18 protein-coding genes and 6 pseudogenes are annotated in these 16,858 nt (G+C 61.9%); 17 read left to right on the plus strand and 7 right to left on the minus strand.

From position 1 onward, the window contains the following. Positions 1-186, plus strand: a 186-nt coding sequence (locus tag EYW49_RS21745; RefSeq protein WP_131311729.1) for an integrase core domain-containing protein, incomplete at its 5' end; no start/stop codon positions are given. 62 nt (positions 187-248) lie between these two features. Here EYW49_RS21745 and EYW49_RS23690 read toward each other — a convergent pair. After that, positions 249-638 (minus strand): annotated as a pseudogene (locus EYW49_RS23690) (type II toxin-antitoxin system VapC family toxin); the annotation flags it as partial. Between the two features lie 68 nt (positions 639-706). Here EYW49_RS23690 and EYW49_RS23560 point away from each other — a divergent pair. The 14 genes and pseudogenes from EYW49_RS23560 to EYW49_RS21820 form a co-directional block, all read left to right on the plus strand. Next, positions 707-992: pseudogene (locus tag EYW49_RS23560) on the plus strand (type II toxin-antitoxin system RelE/ParE family toxin). 12 nt (positions 993-1,004) lie between these two features. Further along, positions 1,005-1,301, plus strand: coding sequence for a HigA family addiction module antitoxin (locus EYW49_RS21760; protein ID WP_131311730.1), 297 nt, complete (start codon positions 1,005-1,007; stop codon positions 1,299-1,301). Positions 1,302-1,460: 159 nt separating this feature from the next. Then, the gene (locus EYW49_RS21765) at positions 1,461-1,793 is read left to right on the plus strand and encodes a HigA family addiction module antitoxin (RefSeq protein WP_131311731.1); all 333 of its coding nucleotides are present in this window, start codon (positions 1,461-1,463) and stop codon (positions 1,791-1,793) included. 421 nt (positions 1,794-2,214) lie between these two features. Beyond that, positions 2,215-3,117 (plus strand): DUF3560 domain-containing protein, encoded by a 903-nt coding sequence (locus EYW49_RS21770; RefSeq protein WP_131311732.1) that lies wholly within the window; start codon positions 2,215-2,217, stop codon positions 3,115-3,117. A 362-nt stretch (positions 3,118-3,479) separates the two neighbouring features. Continuing rightward, positions 3,480-4,673 carry a plasmid partitioning protein RepA gene (gene repA, locus EYW49_RS21775; RefSeq protein ID WP_131311733.1) on the plus strand — a complete coding sequence of 398 codons (1,194 nt, stop codon included), beginning with the start codon at positions 3,480-3,482 and terminating at the stop codon, positions 4,671-4,673. Beyond that, positions 4,673-5,695 (plus strand): plasmid partitioning protein RepB, encoded by a 1,023-nt coding sequence (repB, locus tag EYW49_RS21780; RefSeq protein WP_131311734.1) that lies wholly within the window; start codon positions 4,673-4,675, stop codon positions 5,693-5,695. The genes repA and repB overlap by 1 nt, the downstream gene beginning before the upstream one ends. A 217-nt stretch (positions 5,696-5,912) precedes the next feature. After that, the gene (gene repC / locus EYW49_RS21785) at positions 5,913-7,142 is read left to right on the plus strand and encodes a plasmid replication protein RepC (protein ID WP_131311735.1); all 1,230 of its coding nucleotides are present in this window, start codon (positions 5,913-5,915) and stop codon (positions 7,140-7,142) included. A gap of 165 nt (positions 7,143-7,307) precedes the next feature. Continuing rightward, positions 7,308-7,550 (plus strand): type II toxin-antitoxin system VapB family antitoxin, encoded by a 243-nt coding sequence (locus EYW49_RS21790; protein ID WP_131311736.1) that lies wholly within the window; start codon positions 7,308-7,310, stop codon positions 7,548-7,550. Further along, positions 7,550-7,960 (plus strand): type II toxin-antitoxin system VapC family toxin, encoded by a 411-nt coding sequence (locus EYW49_RS21795; RefSeq protein ID WP_131311737.1) that lies wholly within the window; start codon positions 7,550-7,552, stop codon positions 7,958-7,960. Before EYW49_RS21790 ends, EYW49_RS21795 begins: the two co-directional genes overlap by 1 nt. 160 nt (positions 7,961-8,120) lie before the next feature. Then, positions 8,121-8,423, plus strand: a complete 303-nt coding sequence (locus tag EYW49_RS21800; protein WP_131311738.1) for a type II toxin-antitoxin system RelE/ParE family toxin — start codon at positions 8,121-8,123, stop codon at positions 8,421-8,423. Then, complete coding sequence (locus EYW49_RS21805) at positions 8,416-8,706, plus strand: addiction module antidote protein (protein WP_131311739.1); 291 nt, start codon at positions 8,416-8,418, stop codon at positions 8,704-8,706. The genes EYW49_RS21800 and EYW49_RS21805 overlap by 8 nt, the downstream gene beginning before the upstream one ends. Positions 8,707-8,936: 230 nt before the next feature. Further along, a complete protein-coding gene (locus EYW49_RS21810) occupies positions 8,937-9,194 on the plus strand; it encodes a type II toxin-antitoxin system VapB family antitoxin (protein ID WP_131311740.1) in 258 nt (85 codons plus the stop codon). After that, a complete protein-coding gene (locus tag EYW49_RS21815; protein WP_131311741.1) occupies positions 9,191-9,607 on the plus strand; it encodes a type II toxin-antitoxin system VapC family toxin in 417 nt (138 codons plus the stop codon). Before EYW49_RS21810 ends, EYW49_RS21815 begins: the two co-directional genes overlap by 4 nt. After that, positions 9,604-9,978: pseudogene (locus EYW49_RS21820) on the plus strand (integrase); the annotation flags it as partial. The gene EYW49_RS21815 and the pseudogene EYW49_RS21820, both read left to right, overlap by 4 nt. Before the next feature lie 30 nt (positions 9,979-10,008). Here the strand turns inward: EYW49_RS21820 and EYW49_RS21825 are convergent. After that, positions 10,009-10,569: a recombinase family protein gene (locus EYW49_RS21825; protein WP_131311742.1), complete on the minus strand. Its 561-nt coding sequence runs from the start codon at positions 10,567-10,569 to the stop codon at positions 10,009-10,011. A gap of 131 nt (positions 10,570-10,700) precedes the next feature. Here EYW49_RS21825 and EYW49_RS21830 point away from each other — a divergent pair, with 131 nt between their 5' ends. Next, positions 10,701-13,715, plus strand: a complete 3,015-nt coding sequence (locus EYW49_RS21830) for a Tn3 family transposase (RefSeq protein WP_131311743.1) — start codon at positions 10,701-10,703, stop codon at positions 13,713-13,715. Here the strand turns inward: EYW49_RS21830 and EYW49_RS23760 are convergent. From EYW49_RS23760 to EYW49_RS23565, 3 genes and pseudogenes are all read right to left on the minus strand, one after another. Then, positions 13,683-13,946, minus strand: coding sequence for a DUF4158 domain-containing protein (locus tag EYW49_RS23760; RefSeq protein WP_131311744.1), 264 nt, complete (start codon positions 13,944-13,946; stop codon positions 13,683-13,685). The two genes, EYW49_RS21830 and EYW49_RS23760, sit on opposite strands and share 33 nt — an antisense overlap. Positions 13,947-13,949: 3 nt before the next feature. After that, positions 13,950-14,543: a recombinase family protein gene (locus tag EYW49_RS21840; RefSeq protein WP_131311745.1), complete on the minus strand. Its 594-nt coding sequence runs from the start codon at positions 14,541-14,543 to the stop codon at positions 13,950-13,952. A gap of 256 nt (positions 14,544-14,799) precedes the next feature. Next, a pseudogene (locus EYW49_RS23565) lies at positions 14,800-15,123 on the minus strand (transposase); the annotation flags it as partial. Between the two features lie 115 nt (positions 15,124-15,238). Between EYW49_RS23565 and EYW49_RS21850 the strand changes: the two are divergent. Next, positions 15,239-15,454: pseudogene (locus EYW49_RS21850) on the plus strand (Tn3 family transposase); the annotation flags it as partial. Positions 15,455-15,459: 5 nt separating this feature from the next. Here the strand turns inward: EYW49_RS21850 and EYW49_RS21855 are convergent. Together EYW49_RS21855 and EYW49_RS21860 are read right to left on the minus strand one after the other, a co-directional pair. Further along, positions 15,460-16,526 (minus strand): annotated as a pseudogene (locus tag EYW49_RS21855) (IS630 family transposase). 146 nt (positions 16,527-16,672) lie between these two features. Beyond that, positions 16,673-16,858 (minus strand): integrase core domain-containing protein (locus EYW49_RS21860; RefSeq protein ID WP_131311729.1); only part of this gene is annotated, 186 nt, incomplete at its 5' end.

Raw genomic sequence — 16,858 nt, forward strand, 5'->3', positions numbered from 1 at the left:
CGGTTATGGCGATCGATGAAGTACGAATGCATCTACCTCCACGCCTACGAGACCGGCTCGGAAGCCCGCAGCGGCATCGGCCGGTGGATCGACTACTACAACTTCGACCGACCTCACTCGACACACGGAGGGCGTACGCCCGTCGAGGTCCACGAGGAGGCCGGCGACATCAGACTGGCGGCGTAACGGACCACAGGCCCAAGCTTACGAAGGCCGCCAATCTGTCCGGCCCGGCGGGACCACCTCATGATGTCGGTCAGGCTGAAGTCGTTGCCCTTGAACAAGAGCGGTTCGCCGGTGGCTTTTGCCAGGGCATAGGAAAAGCAATCGCCGAAGTTCAGCCCTGCCTTGTGGCGACCCTTGCCGAAATCGAGAAAGGCCTGACGTGCCAGCTCACCGTGTTCGACCGTGACCGGTTCGACAACGATGCTGGCGCGCCATTTCGGCGCGCGGTCGGCAAGGTCTTGAGACGTTGGACTGCTCCTTCGGAGATTCTTTCGTCTCGGCGCCGATCGCCGTGCCCCTCCCCTTCCCTGCTCGGTCAGGGCCGCCCTTCCTCTCGGCGCTGACGAGGCTCTTGTGAGACAGGTCGCCTTCATCTGTGGGAGCGATACCTGTCCCCAGGCGTACCATGGCATGACGCATTTTCCTTGAAAAATGTATCACGTCGTGGTACGTGATTGATCATAGTTGAGGTGCGTGCTCGATGGCGATCAGAGGCTTCAAAGATGAGCGATTGACCGCGATCATCGCGCGCCGGACGCCTAAGGGGTTTCCTGCCGATCTCGCCGCCGTAACACGTCGTAAACTGGTCATGCTCGACGCCGCCAGCCGAGCTGGACGATCTGCGCATTCCTCCGACAAATCGCCTCGAGGCCCTGAAGGGCGACCGGGTCGGGCAGCATTCCATTCGGGTCAACGACCAGTTCCGTCTCTGCTTTCGGTGGACGCAAGAGGGGCCGATCGACGTCGAATTCGTCGACTATCACTGAGGGAGATGACCGATGACGATGCTGCCTGCGATTCATCCGGGCGAGATCCTGAGAGAAGAGTTCCTCCACCCTCTCGGCCTGTCGGCTGGAGCGGTGGCGAAGGCCGTCGGGGTGCCCCGCTCGCGCATCGAACGGCTGGCCGCCGAACAGGTCGACCTGACGCCGGACACGGCTCTGAGGCTCGCTCGTTTCTTCGGCAACAGCGCGGACTTCTGGATGAAGATCCAGTATCGCTATGCCCTCGAAACCGCCTCTGATGCTTTGCGCAACGATCTCGATCGCATCGAGCCGATGAAGCGGGCGAGCTGAACGGTGCGCGGCGCCGAGTAGAATAGCGCATTTGCCGTCCGGCAACCGCCGCGACGCTCGGACCTGTTCATGACGAAGAACCGACGCATCACATCTCGTGTAGATCCGTGCGAGATCGAGAGCATTCGGCGGCTTTGAAGTTCGCCCGAGGAGTCGGCCATGGACGTGAGCACTCGCATTCGCATGAAAGCCCCCGCCCATCCCGGCGGATTTGTGAAGAGCGAGATCGTCGAGGCGCTCGGTCTGTCGGTGACCGATGCGGCGCTCGTTCTGGGCGTGACGCGCCCTGCGCTGTCGGCGCTGTTGAACGAGCGCTCGCACCTTTCCTCCGAGATGGCGTTGCGGATCGAAAAGGCCTTCGGCGTTTCGATGGACACGTTGATGCGGATGCAGAGCAGCTTCGACATCGCCCAGGCCCGCAAGCGGGAAGGGGAAATCAACGTCGCCCCCTTCAAGGGTAAGCCCGTCGACCAACAGCCCGGCCTCATCTGATCTGATCTGGTCGACTGTGGTGGAGAGGCGCGCGCCCGTATTTGTGGGGATACTGGCGTTTTGAAATGCGGCGAAGGGCCGTTGGAATAGCTGATGGTGCGCGGGAGCGCGCAGCTTTGATCCGGCAAGGAGAGCCGCCTCAGCGGCGGCCCTCCCCTCCCCCTTTCGTTTGGCGTCTGTGACGCGGTGAAGGGCGAGAGGGCGTTCCCCCTCTCGCCCCCGGAAGCCGTTCAGCCGGTCTCCCCATCCTTCCTCGCTGCGCTCGTGCAGGACGCCCACGGATTCGTGGGCGCCTCCGCTCACGCTGCGGTGGGCGATCCCCCTCCGGCCGCTCGGCTTCCCCCCCACTCTCCCCCGGTTCGCCACCCGGCAGGGGGCAGGCGCGGCTGACCCGCTGCACGAGCCAGAGGAGAGAAAACAGATGAAACGCGACACCCCGACCAACGCCGTCCTCATCACCGGCACCACCTATCCCCATCGCCGCGAACTCCGCAGCCTCGGTTGTCTGTGGAACCGTGACCGCGAGGGATATCTCATCGCCGAAGAGAAGGCCGAACGTGCCCTCGCCTTCGCCCTCGATGTCGGGTTGAGCGTCGACCACATGGTCGTCGAGCCTGAGGATCTGGAGCCGTTGACCGGCGACGCACTGCGGGCCTACCGCCAGGATCGACAGACCAGCCGCGCCAATCGGCTCCGCACCCGAGCAGATGCCGCCGACCGCCGCGCTGACGAAGCGCACAACCGCATCAGCGAGCACGAGCGCGACTTTCTCCGTCTCGGTGAGCCGATCAAGGTCGGCCACCACTCGGAAGGGCGTCACCGCAAACTCATCGCGCGGTTTGGCAAAGCCATCGACGCGGAGATGACCGAGCGCCGCACTGCCGCCGAACTCCGCAACCGGGCCGACTGGATCGCACCCGCCCGCATTGCCGGGGACGCCGAACGGCAACGCCAGGAGATTCGCGATGAAGTGTCGAAGCAGATAGGCAAGGGCGACACCGTGTCGAATTCCATGTGGGGTGTGGGCGTCGTCACGAAGGTGAACACCAAGAGCTTCACTGTCTGGTACGCCGATCGCGGCTTCTCGCAGACCGTCGACAAATCGTGGTGTCACCTCGTCGCCAAGGGCGCGGCCGAGGCGGCCAAGCCGGCGCCTAAGTTCAAGGCGGGCGATCTCGTCACGGTTTCGAGGCTGGCGAAGACCTATCCCGGCATCGTGCGCCGCCGCACGTCTTCCGGCGGGTACTCGGTCGATTTCGAGTTCCTCGGGAGGACCGAGCGAGCTTCGTTCGCGGAATGCTACATCGCAGCGCGGTCGGTCTGACGGGCTCGTTGGCGGGGAGGGGGCGACGCCCCGCCAACTCATCATCTGAATTCTGCGCTTTGCGTGTCCTCTGCGCTGGCGGAATACAGATCTGTTCAGTTTGGGCCGAGCCGCACTCGTTGGCTCGCCGAGGTTCATTCGCTTGAGAGGTGCTAGCGTTGGCGCGTTGATGTTTGAGATTGTCATCTGACAATGTCAAAAAAGAGTAGTTATATCAATCGGATGAATCTGATCCGTGTGTTGTTAACCTTCGGTTAACCCAATATTCCTTGACGGTGGCGCAGACTCACCGCAACTTGCGCAAAGAATGCCAATTCGCCCAAAATTGCGTGAATGGCTGAACTTGGGGCGGAGCCGGGAAAATGAACCAATCCGAAATCCGGGCGATGGATGAGACGATCCGTGAGGACGCTCAGCTGCTCGGTTCCCAGTTGCAGCTTTTAAGGGAAAAACTCTTCCCTCCAGAAGCTCAAAAGCAGTTGCGTCGCTTCTCTAGCGCAGAAGCTGCGCGTCTCATTGGTGTCACCGAGAGTTATATACGGCATCTAGCTTCTGCCGAGGATGGCCCAATTCGTGAAAAGCAAGCGAATGGTGGTAAGCGGAGTTATTCACTCGACCAGATTCATACGCTTCGTAACTTCCTCGCTCGAGGCAAGGCATCCTATCTACCTAATAGGAAGATTGGTGATCACCTTCAGGTTATCGCCGTGACGAATTTTAAGGGCGGCTCCGGGAAGACAACGACCGCCGCACATCTCGCCCAGTATCTTGCTCTACGAGGATTCCGTGTACTCGCAATTGACCTCGACCCGCAGGCGTCAATGTCGGCCCTGTTTGGCTATCAACCTGAGTTCGACGTCGGTGACAGCGAGACTCTCTATGGTGCGATCCGCTACGATGAACATCGGCGGCCTCTCTCCGAGATAATTCGTTCGACATACTTTGCCGGACTGGATGTTGTGCCTGCAGATCTTGAACTCCATGAGTTCGAACATGATACGCCACGAGTTCTTGCGGATCCAAGGCGTGATTCTAGTGAGCTATTTTTTATGCGCGTAGCAAACGCGATCAATGATGTTGCGGATCGATATGATATCGTTGTGATAGATTGTCCGCCGCAACTCGGCTTTTTGACGATGTCCGCTCTCTGTGCTGCTACGGCTGTTCTTATAACAGTCCATCCTCAGATGTTAGACGTGGCATCGATGAATCAATTTTTGACGATGACATCACAGTTGCTTGGAGTTGTACGCAATGCCGGAGGTAATCTGACCTATGATTGGATGCGTTATCTTATTACGCGACATGAATCGAATGATGCTCCACAGGCTCAGATCGTTGCTTTTTTGCGCAATCTCTTCGCCGAACGAGTTCTGACCGCGACAATGGTCAAGTCAACAGCCGTTTCTGACGCCGGGCTTTCGAAGCAAACCATCTACGAGGCACCGCGCGAATCGATGAACCGGCAGACATATGATCGTGCTGTGGAAGCGATGGATTCGGTCAACGGCGACATTGAAAAGCTGATTTTGCGCGCCTGGGGGAGGGTTGTCTGATGAAGGGGAAGGACATCCTGCGCGACCTTTCGCTGGCGGGGCGGCCTGATCCAGCGGCAGCTCGGATGGAACCGCTGAAGGCGTCGGGAGCGGTCAGAGCTATGAGTCTCGGGCTTGATCGGTTGACCACGGAGGCTGCCCGTGCTCGTGACCTGGAGCATGCGATTGCCCAAGGTGAGCATGTCATTGAGCTCGACCCGCATGCGATTGAGCCGTCCTTCATCTCTGATCGCATTCAGTCGGTTACTGATCCGGAGTATGATGAACTCAAAGTATCGATTTCTGCGACTGGTCAGCAAGTGCCCGTGCTGGTTAGGCCTCATCCGGAACGGCTCGATAGATATCAGGCTGCCTACGGACATCGACGTATCAGGGCTGCGCTTGATTTGAAGATTTCGGTGCGAGCGATCGTCCGGAATCTGAGCGACATAGAACTTGTGACTGCTCAGGCCCAGGAGAATGGGCCTCGCCTTAATCTGAGTTTCATAGAGCGCGCATTATTTGCTTCGCATTTAGATGCTTATGGCTTTGAGCGCGATGCTATAGCGCAAGCTCTTGGCGTCGATAAGCCTGAGCTGTCACGGCTATTGTCGGTAAACCAGAAGATTGATCGTAGCATCATACTGGCCATCGGGCCTGCTCCTAAAATTGGGCGGCCTCGGTGGGTTGCACTCGCGGATCATCTGGCAGATGGAAAGCGTCTTTCAATCGCGCTGGCTACAATAAGCAGCGCAGACTTTCTTTCTGCCGATACCAACGGCCGCTTTAATGCTGTAATGAATTCTATCGGCACTTCACCGAAGAAATCTAGGACGCTACTTCGACGTCCTTTTGTCGGCGCGTCTGGCCAAAAGCTCGGCTGGATCGAAAACTCCGGACGGGGCATCCGCCTGACAACGGATCAGGCAGCTTTTGGCGCGTTCCTTGAACGGAAACTTCCTAGCCTCGTTGATGAGTTTGCGGAAAGCGCCGAGGCTGCAAAACCGACCTCAAAAAGGGATCAAGCGACTGATCTAAAATAGAAAAATGAGTGATTGTCACATGACAACTCATGTCCTCAACAATTCAAAAAGGTTCAATCAGGCAAGAAAAAAGGCCCCCGAAACGAATTCCGGAAGCCCTTCTCATTAGTTGGCGCTGTGAGAATCACACTTCCACGAATCGCTGTCAAGCCTCTCGTCGAGAGGTCACGCTGTTTCGGCGTCCGACTTTCTTTGCCCGAATGGAGGCAAAGACGCCATGCAGACCTACCAGACTCGCACGCCCTTTGGCGGGCGAACCCTGATGCTCGCCCATGTGGCGACACAGACGAGGGCGGCCGCCAGGGCGCCTGAGACGGTCGTCCACAAGTGGACGGTGTTTCGTTCCATCTGCACGGCCAAGGCCCGTCTCGGCGTTTCCGAGCGGGCGCTGGCCGTGCTCGACGCACTCCTGAGCTTCCATCCCGAGACGACGCTCTCGGGGGAAAAGCTCGTGGTGTGGCCGTCGAATGGCCAACTCGCGCTCCGTGCTCACGGCATGGCGCCGGCGACGTTGCGCCGACACCTAGCGGTGTTGGTCGACGCCGGCATGATTGTCCGCCGCGACAGCCCCAACGGCAAGCGTTATGCCCGCAAAGGGGAGGGGGGCGAGATCGACCAGGCCTTCGGCTTCGATCTCTCGCCGCTCGTTGCCCGGGCCGCAGAGATCGAATGCTTGGCGGAAGAGGTCCGTGCCGCCGATCGGGCGGTCAAGCTGGCGCGCGAACGCATCACCCTGTGCCGGCGCGACATCGCCAAGATGATCGTCACCGGCCTCGAAGAGGGCGTCCCGACGCGGCGCGAGGGCAGGGGGCCTGCCGACTGGTCCGAGGTCCACGACCAGTTTCGGGGGATCGTCGAGGGCATTTCTCGCAACGCCGGCCTCGGCGAACTCGAAGTTGCGGCGGAGACGCTGTCGACCCTTGCCGACGACGTGTTCATGTTGTTGGAAACACACGGAAAAAACGAAAAAACGAGCGTCAATGAGTCTCAAACTGAGCGTCACATACAGAATTCAAATCCAGACCCCTCTACTGATCTTGAACTGAGCGGCCAAAGAGTCGTAGAGGCGAAGCCCGAAGCAAAATCGCGAGCGTCGAAGCGTGGGGACGGCGCCTACACCCTTGCCATGGTGCTCTCCGCCTGTCCGGACATCGCCGACTATGCGAGAAACGGTATCTCCAACTGGCGTGACTTCCTCGCCACCGCGACCGTGGTACGGCCGATGCTCGGGATTTCGCCGAGCGCCTGGGAGGAGGCGAGGGGGATCCTCGGCGAAATCCCGGCGGCGATCGTCGTAGCCGGGATCCTGCAGCGCCACGCCATGATCGCGTCCGCCGGCGGCTATCTGCGCAGCCTGACGCGCAAGGCGGAGGAGGGGAGCTTCAGCCTCGGACCCATGCTGATGGCCCTGCTCAAGGTCAGCCCGGCAGCGAGGAAGAGCGCGTGACGGCGGCTGGCGGGGGATGGCCGATGGGCGCGCGCTCCATGGCTTCGTCGTTCTGCTCGAGCCGGTTGGCTCGGAGGCAGAAACTCGGTGAATTCGCGATTGTTCGGGCTGAATATCCCATGTAGGATATTCGCATATTCCTCAATGGATATTCCGAGGGAGCTGATGCCGCTCTATATCCGGGACGACACCGTCGATGCTCTCGCCGTTCGGCTTCAGCAGGCAACGCATGCTCCCAACAAGACCGAAGCGGTCCGGCGCGCGCTGACCAACGAACTCGTGCGATTGGCTGAAAGCGTACCCCTGCGCATGCGGATCGGCAATATTCAGAAGCGCGTTCGGGCCCGCATGGGGCCGAATTCCGGCACTGGCGATGCGGCGCCGATCGCCGACGTGGGAGAGCCGTGATGTTCATCGATGCTTCGGCGATCATCGCCATTCTTCTCGCCGAGGACGGAGCCGAAAACCTCGTCACCAAGATCGAGGCGGCGAAGAAGCCGATCCACTATTCCGCGCTCACGGTGTTCGAGGCGGTCTCGCGCCTGGTGGGAATAACCGCCTGTGCGCAGGGTCTGGCGTGCCCCGTTCCGGCTATTCTCTGGGAGCAGTCGCAAGCCGATGTCGACGCCCTCCTCGAGACGATCGGCGCGCGCGAGATGACCATCTCGGGATCGCTGCATCGCATGGCCCTGGATGCGGCGCGCGCCTTCGAACTGAGTACGGGCGAGAGTTTCGCCTATGCCTGCGCAAAGTCCTATCGCCTGCCCATTCTCACCGGGGGTGAGGCCCTGGCTCGGACAGACATCGAGATCGTGTGAACGGCGGCGGATGGTTCTGGTGACGGCGTCCTCGGTCGTAGCCGGCCAGCCGACGTTTCGAATGGGTGATCCACCGTTCTGCTGCCTCATCGATCGGCTGGGATCGACGAGCATCTGGTTCTCTTGACGAAATGTGATTTATAAACTACAGTTGGACACGATGAAATTCAAGCAGTCGAGCACTTTCCGGAAGTGGGTCAAGAAGCTGAAGGACGAGCGGGCGAAGGCGCTCGTTGCTTCGCGCCTGACGCGGCTGGCTTCCGGGAATGCAGGTGACGTCGCCCCCGTCGGCGATGGCATAAGCGAGTTGCGGATCCACTATGGGCCTGGATATCGCATTTACTTTTTCCGTTCCGGTGACGTGATCATCGTTTTGTTGTGTGGTGGCGATAAGAGCACCCAAGAAAAAGACATCAAGTTGGCAAAACAGATTGCTGCGCAATGGAGTGATGAAGATGAATGAGAAATTCACGGACTTCGATCCCGCCGAATTGCTCGGAAGCGAAGAAGCGATCAAATTTTATCTCGAAGATGCGTTCGATACGAGCGATGCAGCGCAGATAGCAACCGCGCTCGGCGTGGTCGCGCGTGCCAAGGGTATGACGAAGGTGGCTCGTGACACGGGTTTGGCGCGAGAACAGCTTTACCGCTCGTTGAGCGAGACCGGCAATCCGACGCTGGAAACGACGCTTGCGGTCCTCAAGTCCTTCGGTCTGCAGCTCACGAGCAAGCAGCGGGCCGCTTGAGTGCCTCCAGGAAGGAGGCTGTCGAGGTTGGCGCATCAATTTGATTTATATGACCTCTTTCTCCATTACAGAAGTGAAGAGGGGTTTTGCTTCCGTCACCCGGGAACGTGGTTGCAGGTTTCGTAAGTATAGATAAGTACCTCTTATCGATGATGATCCGGCTCAACCGAGATTGTTGCCGGCTAGTGCGGCCACGTGGTAAATTGAGGCTCGTTCTCGAAAGGCGCGCCATGTCCGAACCGCAGCTCTCCATCCGCAGCGCCAAGGCGAAGGCGCTCGCCCAGGCGCTCGCCCGCCGGACGGGCATGCCGATGAATCGGCTCGTCGAGGAGGCGCTGGAGCGCTACGACGGCGCGCTCCGAGCCGGGGCGCATGCCCACCCGATCGATGCCCTGTGGGATCTGATGGCCGAGGGGCGGCGCGGCGTGGCGCTGGGCGCGACCTCGGCCCACGACGATCTCTACGACGACCACGGTCTACCGAAATGATCGCCGTCGACACGTCCGCGATCCTCGCCATCGCCCTCGACGAGCCCGAAGCGGAGGCCTTCAAGGCGGCGCTGCGCCGCGGTGGCGTGTTGATCGGTTGGCCGACCCTGTTCGAGACCCGCACCGTGCTCGCTGCCAAGGGTTTTTCCAATGCCGCCGAGATCGTCGCGCGATTGGCGGCGGCGCCCAACGTCACCACCGTTCCCTTCGACGCGAAGCACTACGCCGCCGCCGAAACGGCCTATGAGCGCTTCGGCAGGGGACGTCACCCCGCCGCGCTGAACATGGGCGACTGCTTCGCCTATGCGGTCGCCTCGGTCGCCGGTGTCGCTCTCCTGTTCAAGGGGGCCGACTTCCCTGAAACCGACGTGCTCCGTCATCCCGACACCACCGTGCTCGGGGGCCGCCGATGAGCGACGGCGCCCTGCTCGCCGACCCGGAGACGAAACGCGCCCTCGCCCTCGATGCGCTCGCAGCCATCCTTCCCGCCGATCGCCGCGACCGTCTCGCCACGGTGCTCTCCGACGAGGACGTCGCCACGCTGCGCCATCTGGCAAAGCGCGGCATCGGCGACAACACGCTGCGGGCGCTCGCCTCCGATCTCGCCTATCTCGAGGCCTGGTGCCGAGCGGCCGTCGGAGCGGCGCTGCCGTGGCCGGCGCCGGAGAGCCTGGTGTTGAAGTTCGTCGCTCACCACTTGTGGGATCCGACCGAGCGCGTCGCCGATCCTGACCACGGCATGCCGGAGGAGGTGGCGAGCCGGCTCCGGGTCGACGGGGTTCTGGGTCGTGCGGCTGAGCGGAACAGAAAAGTGTTATAAGGAGCCGCTCGGCTCGAGGCAGCGATAGATGGTCGCCGGATGGACGTTGAAGGTCCTGGCGACGGCGCTGATGGATTTGCCCTCGAGGACGAGTTGACGAGCAAGCTCCGCCTGGTCCGGTCGCATTTTTTTCGGGCGACCGAAGGCCACGCCGCGCGCCATGGCGGCCTTCCTGCCTTCGTCGGTCCGGCTCATGATGAGGGACCGCTCGAACTGCGCAATTCCGGCGAAGACCGTCATGATCATCACGCCGGACGGCGACGTCGTATCGGCCCATGGCTCATCAAGAGATTGTAATCCCGCGTGTTTTTCGATGACGCGCTCGGCGATGTGCAGGAGCTCGATGGTCGATCGGGCGAGCCGATCGAGGCGCGTGACGACGAGAACATCGTCTTTGCGCAGGTGATCGATGAGCTTTTCGAGCGCCGGTCGGCCGCGAACGGTGCCGGAGATCTTCTCCTCGAACATCCGCTCGCAACCGGCAGCGGCGAGCCTGCCGTGCTGGATTTCCAGGCTCTGGTCATCGGTGGAAACGCGCGCGTAGCCGAGCTTCATGCGGCGACCTCGACGACTGTGCGAAACTCACTGCAAAAAGACTCGATTTCGCGCATGTGTTTTGCGAAGGAATTCGCCATGTTTCTCGGCACCATTCGCCCCCTTCGCAAATGTTGGAAGTTTCGCAACGAATGCCCACCCGTCACCTCACGGACGCCCAGCGTCAGGGCTTTGCCCGCTTCGATGGCGACCCGTCGCCCGACCAGCTCGCTCGATACTTCCATTTGGACAGAACCGATCACGATCTCATCGGAACGCTGCGTGGCGACCACAATCGGCTCGGCTTCGCGGTGATGCTGACGAGCGCCCGATTTCTGGGGGCATTTCCCGTTTCGCCGGCGGAGATCCCCGCGTCGATCCTGGCGACGGTGATCGAGCAGCTCGCCCTCGAGCCCACGACCAGCATGGAAGCCTATTTCGAGGGAAGCCGGCGCATTCGACATCTGGCTCTCATCCGGACGCACTGCGGCTTCACCGACTTCGGCGACAATCCTGTTGCACGTTTCCGGCTGACCCGATGGCTCTATGCCCTGTGTTGGAGTGGGGACGATCGACCCGGCCCCCTGATCGATCGAGCGGCGGCATGGCTGATCGCCAACAAGGTGCTTCTGCCCGGCGTCACGGTCGTCGAGCGATTGGTCGGGAAAATCCGTGATCGTGCGCGGACCAGGCTCTGGCGCCATCTGGTCGCCAGCCTGAGCGATGATCAGCGCGTGCGCATCGCCGGGCTGTTCGACGCCGGCGACACTTCCCCGTTCGCCGCCTTGGATGCGCTGCGGACCGTTCCCGCAAAGCGCATGCCGACAGAACTCTACCGCCACCTCGATCGGCTCGACGCGGTGAGGGCGTTCAATCTGCGGCCGTCGCCACCGCGAGGCGTTCCGGCTGCAACCCTCGAACGGCTCGCGCGGGTGGCGCGCATCGGCAAACCCTCCGCCATCGCCGCCCTTCAGGAACCCCGTCGAACCGCAACCATTGCGGCGCTCTTCCACACGCTCGAAGCGGCCGCCCAGGACGATGCCGCCGAACTGGCGGAAGCTCTGTTGGCCGACATGGTCAAAGACGCCGAAGCCGCCGACAAACAGGCCCGCCTGCGCAGTCTGCGCGATCTCGATGACGCGGCCATCTTGCTTCGCGAGATGGGTCAGCTGGTTCTGACCGACGACGCCTTGCCTCTCGATGAATGGCGAGAAGCCCTCTTCGAGCGACTGCCCCGTTCCAACATCGAAGCGGCCATGTCCAAGGTGGACGCAATCGCCAAACCCGCCGAGACCAAGCCCTACGACGAACTGCGGAACCGATGGCGCCGAGCCCGGCGAATGTTCTCCGATATCGCCAACCGCATCGAGATCGGCGCCGCCCCGGGCGGCACCGGCGTCAAGGCTGCGATCGGCTACCTTCAGTCCGTGGACGACTGGTCGTCTCTCGCCAAGATGCGCGGTGCGCCGACGGCCGCGATCCCGAAGGCATGGCGGCAACATGCCCTGGATCAGGATGGAAGAGTGCGGGACCCGAAGGCCTATGTCTTCGCGATCATCGAGGCGTGGCGTCTCGCCATCAAGCGGCGCGACGTGTTCGTCGTGCCCGGCATCCGATACGGGGACCCTCGCAGAGGGATGCTCGATGGCGAGCCCTGGCAGAATTCCAGGTTGATGGTCGCCCGCGCCCTCGGCCGCTCTCTGGAAGCCGATACCGAAATCGAGGGCCTCACCCGCCTTCTCGACGAGGCCTATCGACATGTCGCCGCGCGCGCCGACGACAATCCCGACCTGCGCTTCGAAACGGCCGCCGACAAGACGGAAATCGTCGTTACGCCCCTCGACAGGCTCGAGGAACCCGAGAGCCTGCGCGTGCTTCGCGCCGCCGTTCAGACGCGGATGCCGAAGGCCGGAATGCCCGACATCTTTCTCGAAGTCATGGCGCGAACCGGGTTTGCCAAGTCGTTCACCCACCTGAGCGAGCGCCAGGCCAGCGTCGAACATTTCGAGACGAGCCTGTGCGCCGTTCTGGTCGGCGGTGCCTGCAACATCGGTCTCGAGCCGGTCGTCCGCGCCGAATTTCCCGCTCTGCGCCGCGACCGACTTTCCTGGGTCGATCAGAACTTCATTCGACCCGAGACCATGGCCGCGGCCAACGCCGCGATCGTTGCCGCGCACGGTCGGCTGGATATCGTCCGGCACTGGGGCGCCGGGGAGGTCGCCAGTGCGGACGGCATGCGGTTCGTCGCGCCGTCGAGTGCCATACACGCCGGTCCCAACCCCAAATACTACGGCCAGGAACGCGGCGTCACTTGGTACAACATGATCTCCAATCAGTTCAGCGGCCTGGCCGGCGCCGTCATCCCCGGAACGCTGCGCGACAGCCTGGTCGTCCTGGCTCTCCTGCTGGAGCAGGAGACCGAGCTGGAACCGCTGGAGATCATGACCGACACCGCCGCGTACTCCGACGCCATTTTCGGCTTGTTCTGGCTCCTCGGATACCAATTCAGCCCGCGACTGGCGGACATCGGCGGCGTCAAACTCTGGCGTATCGACGGCCGAGCGAGCTACGGGCCGTTCGATGCGACCGCTTGGGGCAGAATCAAGATCGACCTGATCCGGGAAAACTGGTCCGACCTGATCCGTTTGGCCGGATCGCTCAAGCTCGGCCACCTCAAGGCCGCCGGCGTCATGCGCATGCTGCAGGTCAAAGATCGCCCGACAACGCTGGCCAAGGCCCTGTCGGAACTCGGACGCATCATCAAGACCCTGCACATTCTGCGATACGTCGATGACCGCCCGTTTCGGCGACGGATCTTGTTTCAGCTCAACCGGCAGGAACTGCGTCACAAGCTCGGCCGGCGTGTTCATCACGGGGAGCGCGGCGAAATCAGAAGCCCGCTGCGTCAAGGCCAAGAGGAGCAGCTCGGCGCCCTCGGACTGGCCCTCAACTCCATCGTCCATTGGAACGCCATCTACATGCAGGAAGCCCTGCGACAGCTCGGCGAGGCAGGAACGCCGCCACTCGCCGCCGATATCGCCCGCCTCTCGCCGATCTCTTGGCGTCACATCAATTTCCTCGGGCGATACGAGTTCTCCCTGCCCGAGGCCGTCGCAAACGGAGGCCTCAGACCGCTACGCCAACCTAATTCCGAATGGGACTTTTGAAAAGAAACAATCCCCCTTACGACACTTTCCTGTTCCGCTCAGCCGCACGACCCGATGACGCAGATAACAGCGCATGAGCGCGAGGCCGAGACGGTTGTGATCGCCTCGGTTGCGCCGGACAGCTTCGAGATCGGCGGTCGACAGCGTGAAATGGCGGACCAACTCACGGGGATCAGAAGGAGGATCAAACAATTCCTTGATCTGGGCTTCACTCAATCGCTGCCGTCGCATCCTCTATTCCTCCTGAGGCTTGGAACCGGCAGACCAGCCGATCCGTGCCAGAGTATCGATCAACGTGCTGCGCTTGATCCCAAATGTCCGGCAAACCGCCGCCTTGGTGGCACCGCCCTCGAGCGCCGCGGTGATCGCCGCGAGCTTCTCCTCATCGATTGCGACCGGACGGCCGCCACGACGACCCCGGCGGCGGGCAGCGGCCAGCCCCGCCTGGACCCTCTCCTGGATCAGCGACCGCTCAAATTGCGCCAGCGCCCCGAAGACGTGGAACAGGAATTCTCCCTGCGGCGTGGTCGTGTCCATCTGTTCGGTCAGAGAGCGGAAGGCGATGCCGCGCACCTTGAGGTCGGTTACGGTGGTGAGAAGATGCGGCAGAGATCGGCCGAGCCGATCCAGCTTCCAGACGACCATGCAGTCGCCGGGCTTGAGGAAAGCGAGCGCTTTGCTCAGACCGCTCCGGTCGCCTCGACTGCCGCTGGCGCGATCCTCGAACAGATGACGCTCGTCGACGCCAGCGGCAAGGAGCGCATCACGCTGCAAGTCCAGCACCTGACGATCGTTGTCCGTGGAAACGCGCATATAGCCGACCATCATGTGCGGAAAACCTTCATCATCGAGTTTCCACACAGTGCCGCATTCCGACATGGTTTGTCGTACAAATTATTCCACGAATACGAGCTATTTCGAACGCCCTGCCGACGGTGTCGCAAATCACCTGTTTTCCGACAGCGCCCACAGACCTACTCACGGGGGCAAATCGCCCCCGGCTCGCCCCTCGGGCGATATACGCCCCAGATGTTGCTGCTTTGTCCGCTTGTGCGTAATCGGAAGGCGTTTCGTTCGTTCCGGCCTTGTCGGTCTGCAGCATGAACCACAATCCGGCCAGCCAAGTCCGGATCGGCAGCTTGGTCGAGTGCAGCGGCGTTCGCGTCGTTGCCGTGAACTGCATGCGGCAGTCGCCATTCGAGCATTGATAGAGCCCGGGGCGGGCACGGCGTCCCACATCACGGCCGGCCAATGTAACCGATTGCCGGCATCCGCAGCCGGGACAGATGCGCCCACGTGGCCAGATCATCTGCTCAAGGAGGCGTCGGCAATGCGCCTCGTCTCTGAACGCTTCAGTCATCTCCACCACGGTCTTGATCGCCGCCAATTCCTCGATCACATCCGCCATCGCCGCCTCCCGGAAGATACGCAAGAATCTCACGATTTTCCGCAGAATTCAACGAGATCACTGTCTTTGGTTGATAATGGCGGCGTATATTCCTGCCCGTTCTATGTCGTCACCCCGCCTCGCCCGCTGGCATGTCGAAAGCGAAGCGATGAACCAGGCGCTGGCCACCGTGGTCGCGGCGCAGGGGGCACTACCGATGGCGCGTGTCTGGGGCATGGGCATGACCGCATCGGCGGATGGCCAGTTCTTCCCGGCCGCACGGCAGGGCGAGGCGATGAACACGGTCAACGCCCGCTACGGCAACGATCCCGGCATCAAGGCTTATACCAACGGCCTTCATCTCTGACCGATATGCGCCCAGTCGCGCATCCCGATTGAGGAGATGACCTCGGGATCGTCGACGAGCCTGCGCCAGGCGTCGCAGGCTGCCTCGACGATATCGACGTAGGTTTCGAAGACGCGGTTGGAGAGCCAGTTCGAGCGCAGGTACTGCCAGATCTGCTCGACCGGGTTCAACTCCGGTGATCGCGACGGCAGGAAGATCAGCGTCACGTTCTTCGGCACGGTGAGCATTCCCGTGGTGTGCCATCCGGCGCGATCGAGCAGCAGCACGGCGTGCGATCCACGCGCGACCATGGTCGAGATCTCGTCGAGGTGCATCTGCATGGCGTCGGTGCCGATGAACGGCAGTGCCAAGGCGGCGCCGACGCCGCGCGCCGGGCAGATCGCGCCGAAGAGATAGGCGTTCTCGTAGCGTTGATCGGCCGGTTGGCGGGGTCTCGTCCCGCGCCGCGCTCATTGTCGAACGATCCCGTTCTTTTGCCCGATCCGAGCCTCGTCCTGGAACCAGATCTCGATCCGTTTGCCCTTCGGCAGATGCCCGACGTGGGCGTTCAGGGTCCGGGCGAAGTTTTTTTGAACGCCTCCATGACCTCGGGATCCTGTCCCGGATGCCGCGGCCGCGCGCTGATGTGGGAGAAGCCGAGCGCCTTCAGGATCTTGCCGATGGTGCGTTCGTGGTAGTCGACGCCGAAGCGCTCCTCGACCACCTTCTTCAGGTCGATCCGTCGCCACCGGACGACACCATCGACCGCACGGTCGGGACCGGTCTCGACCATATCCGCGAGTTCGGCCAACTGTTCCTTCGACAGCCGGGGCGGATGCCCTTTCGATCGGATGTCGCGCAGGCCGTCGGGACCCTGTTGGTTGAAGCGGTGGACCCAGTCGCGCAGCGTCTGGCGATCCATTCCGCCGATCCGCGCCGCCTGTTCGCGGTCCATCCCGTCGAACACGGCCGCCAGCGACAACAACCGTCGGCTCTGGTTGGCGTGCTTCGAGGCGGCGGCGAGCCGCCGCAGGTCCGAAGCCGAGTAGTCCGTCCGAAGCTTCACCGCAGCGGCCATGGCGCGAATCCTCCCCGCACCATGGAATCAGCGATCAGAGCCGCCGAAAGCCCCGGAGAGTCAGCCGCGGCGGCCGTTGGTATTATGAGGTGGTCCCGCCGGGCCGGACAGATTGGCGGCCTTCGTAAGCTTGGGCCTGTGGTCCGTTACGCCGCCAGTCTGATGTCGCCGGCCTCCTCGTGGACCTCGACGGGCGTACGCCCTCCGTGTGTCGAGTGAGGTCGGTCGAAGTTGTAGTAGTCGATCCACCGGCCGATGCCGCTGCGGGCTTCCGAGCCGGTCTCGTAGGCGTGGAGGTAGATGCATTCGTACTTCATCGATCGCCATAACCG

Origin of the sequence: Siculibacillus lacustris, from assembly GCF_004328075.1 — a bacterium.
GTDB classification, from domain to species: Bacteria; Pseudomonadota; Alphaproteobacteria; order Rhizobiales; family Ancalomicrobiaceae; genus Siculibacillus; species Siculibacillus lacustris.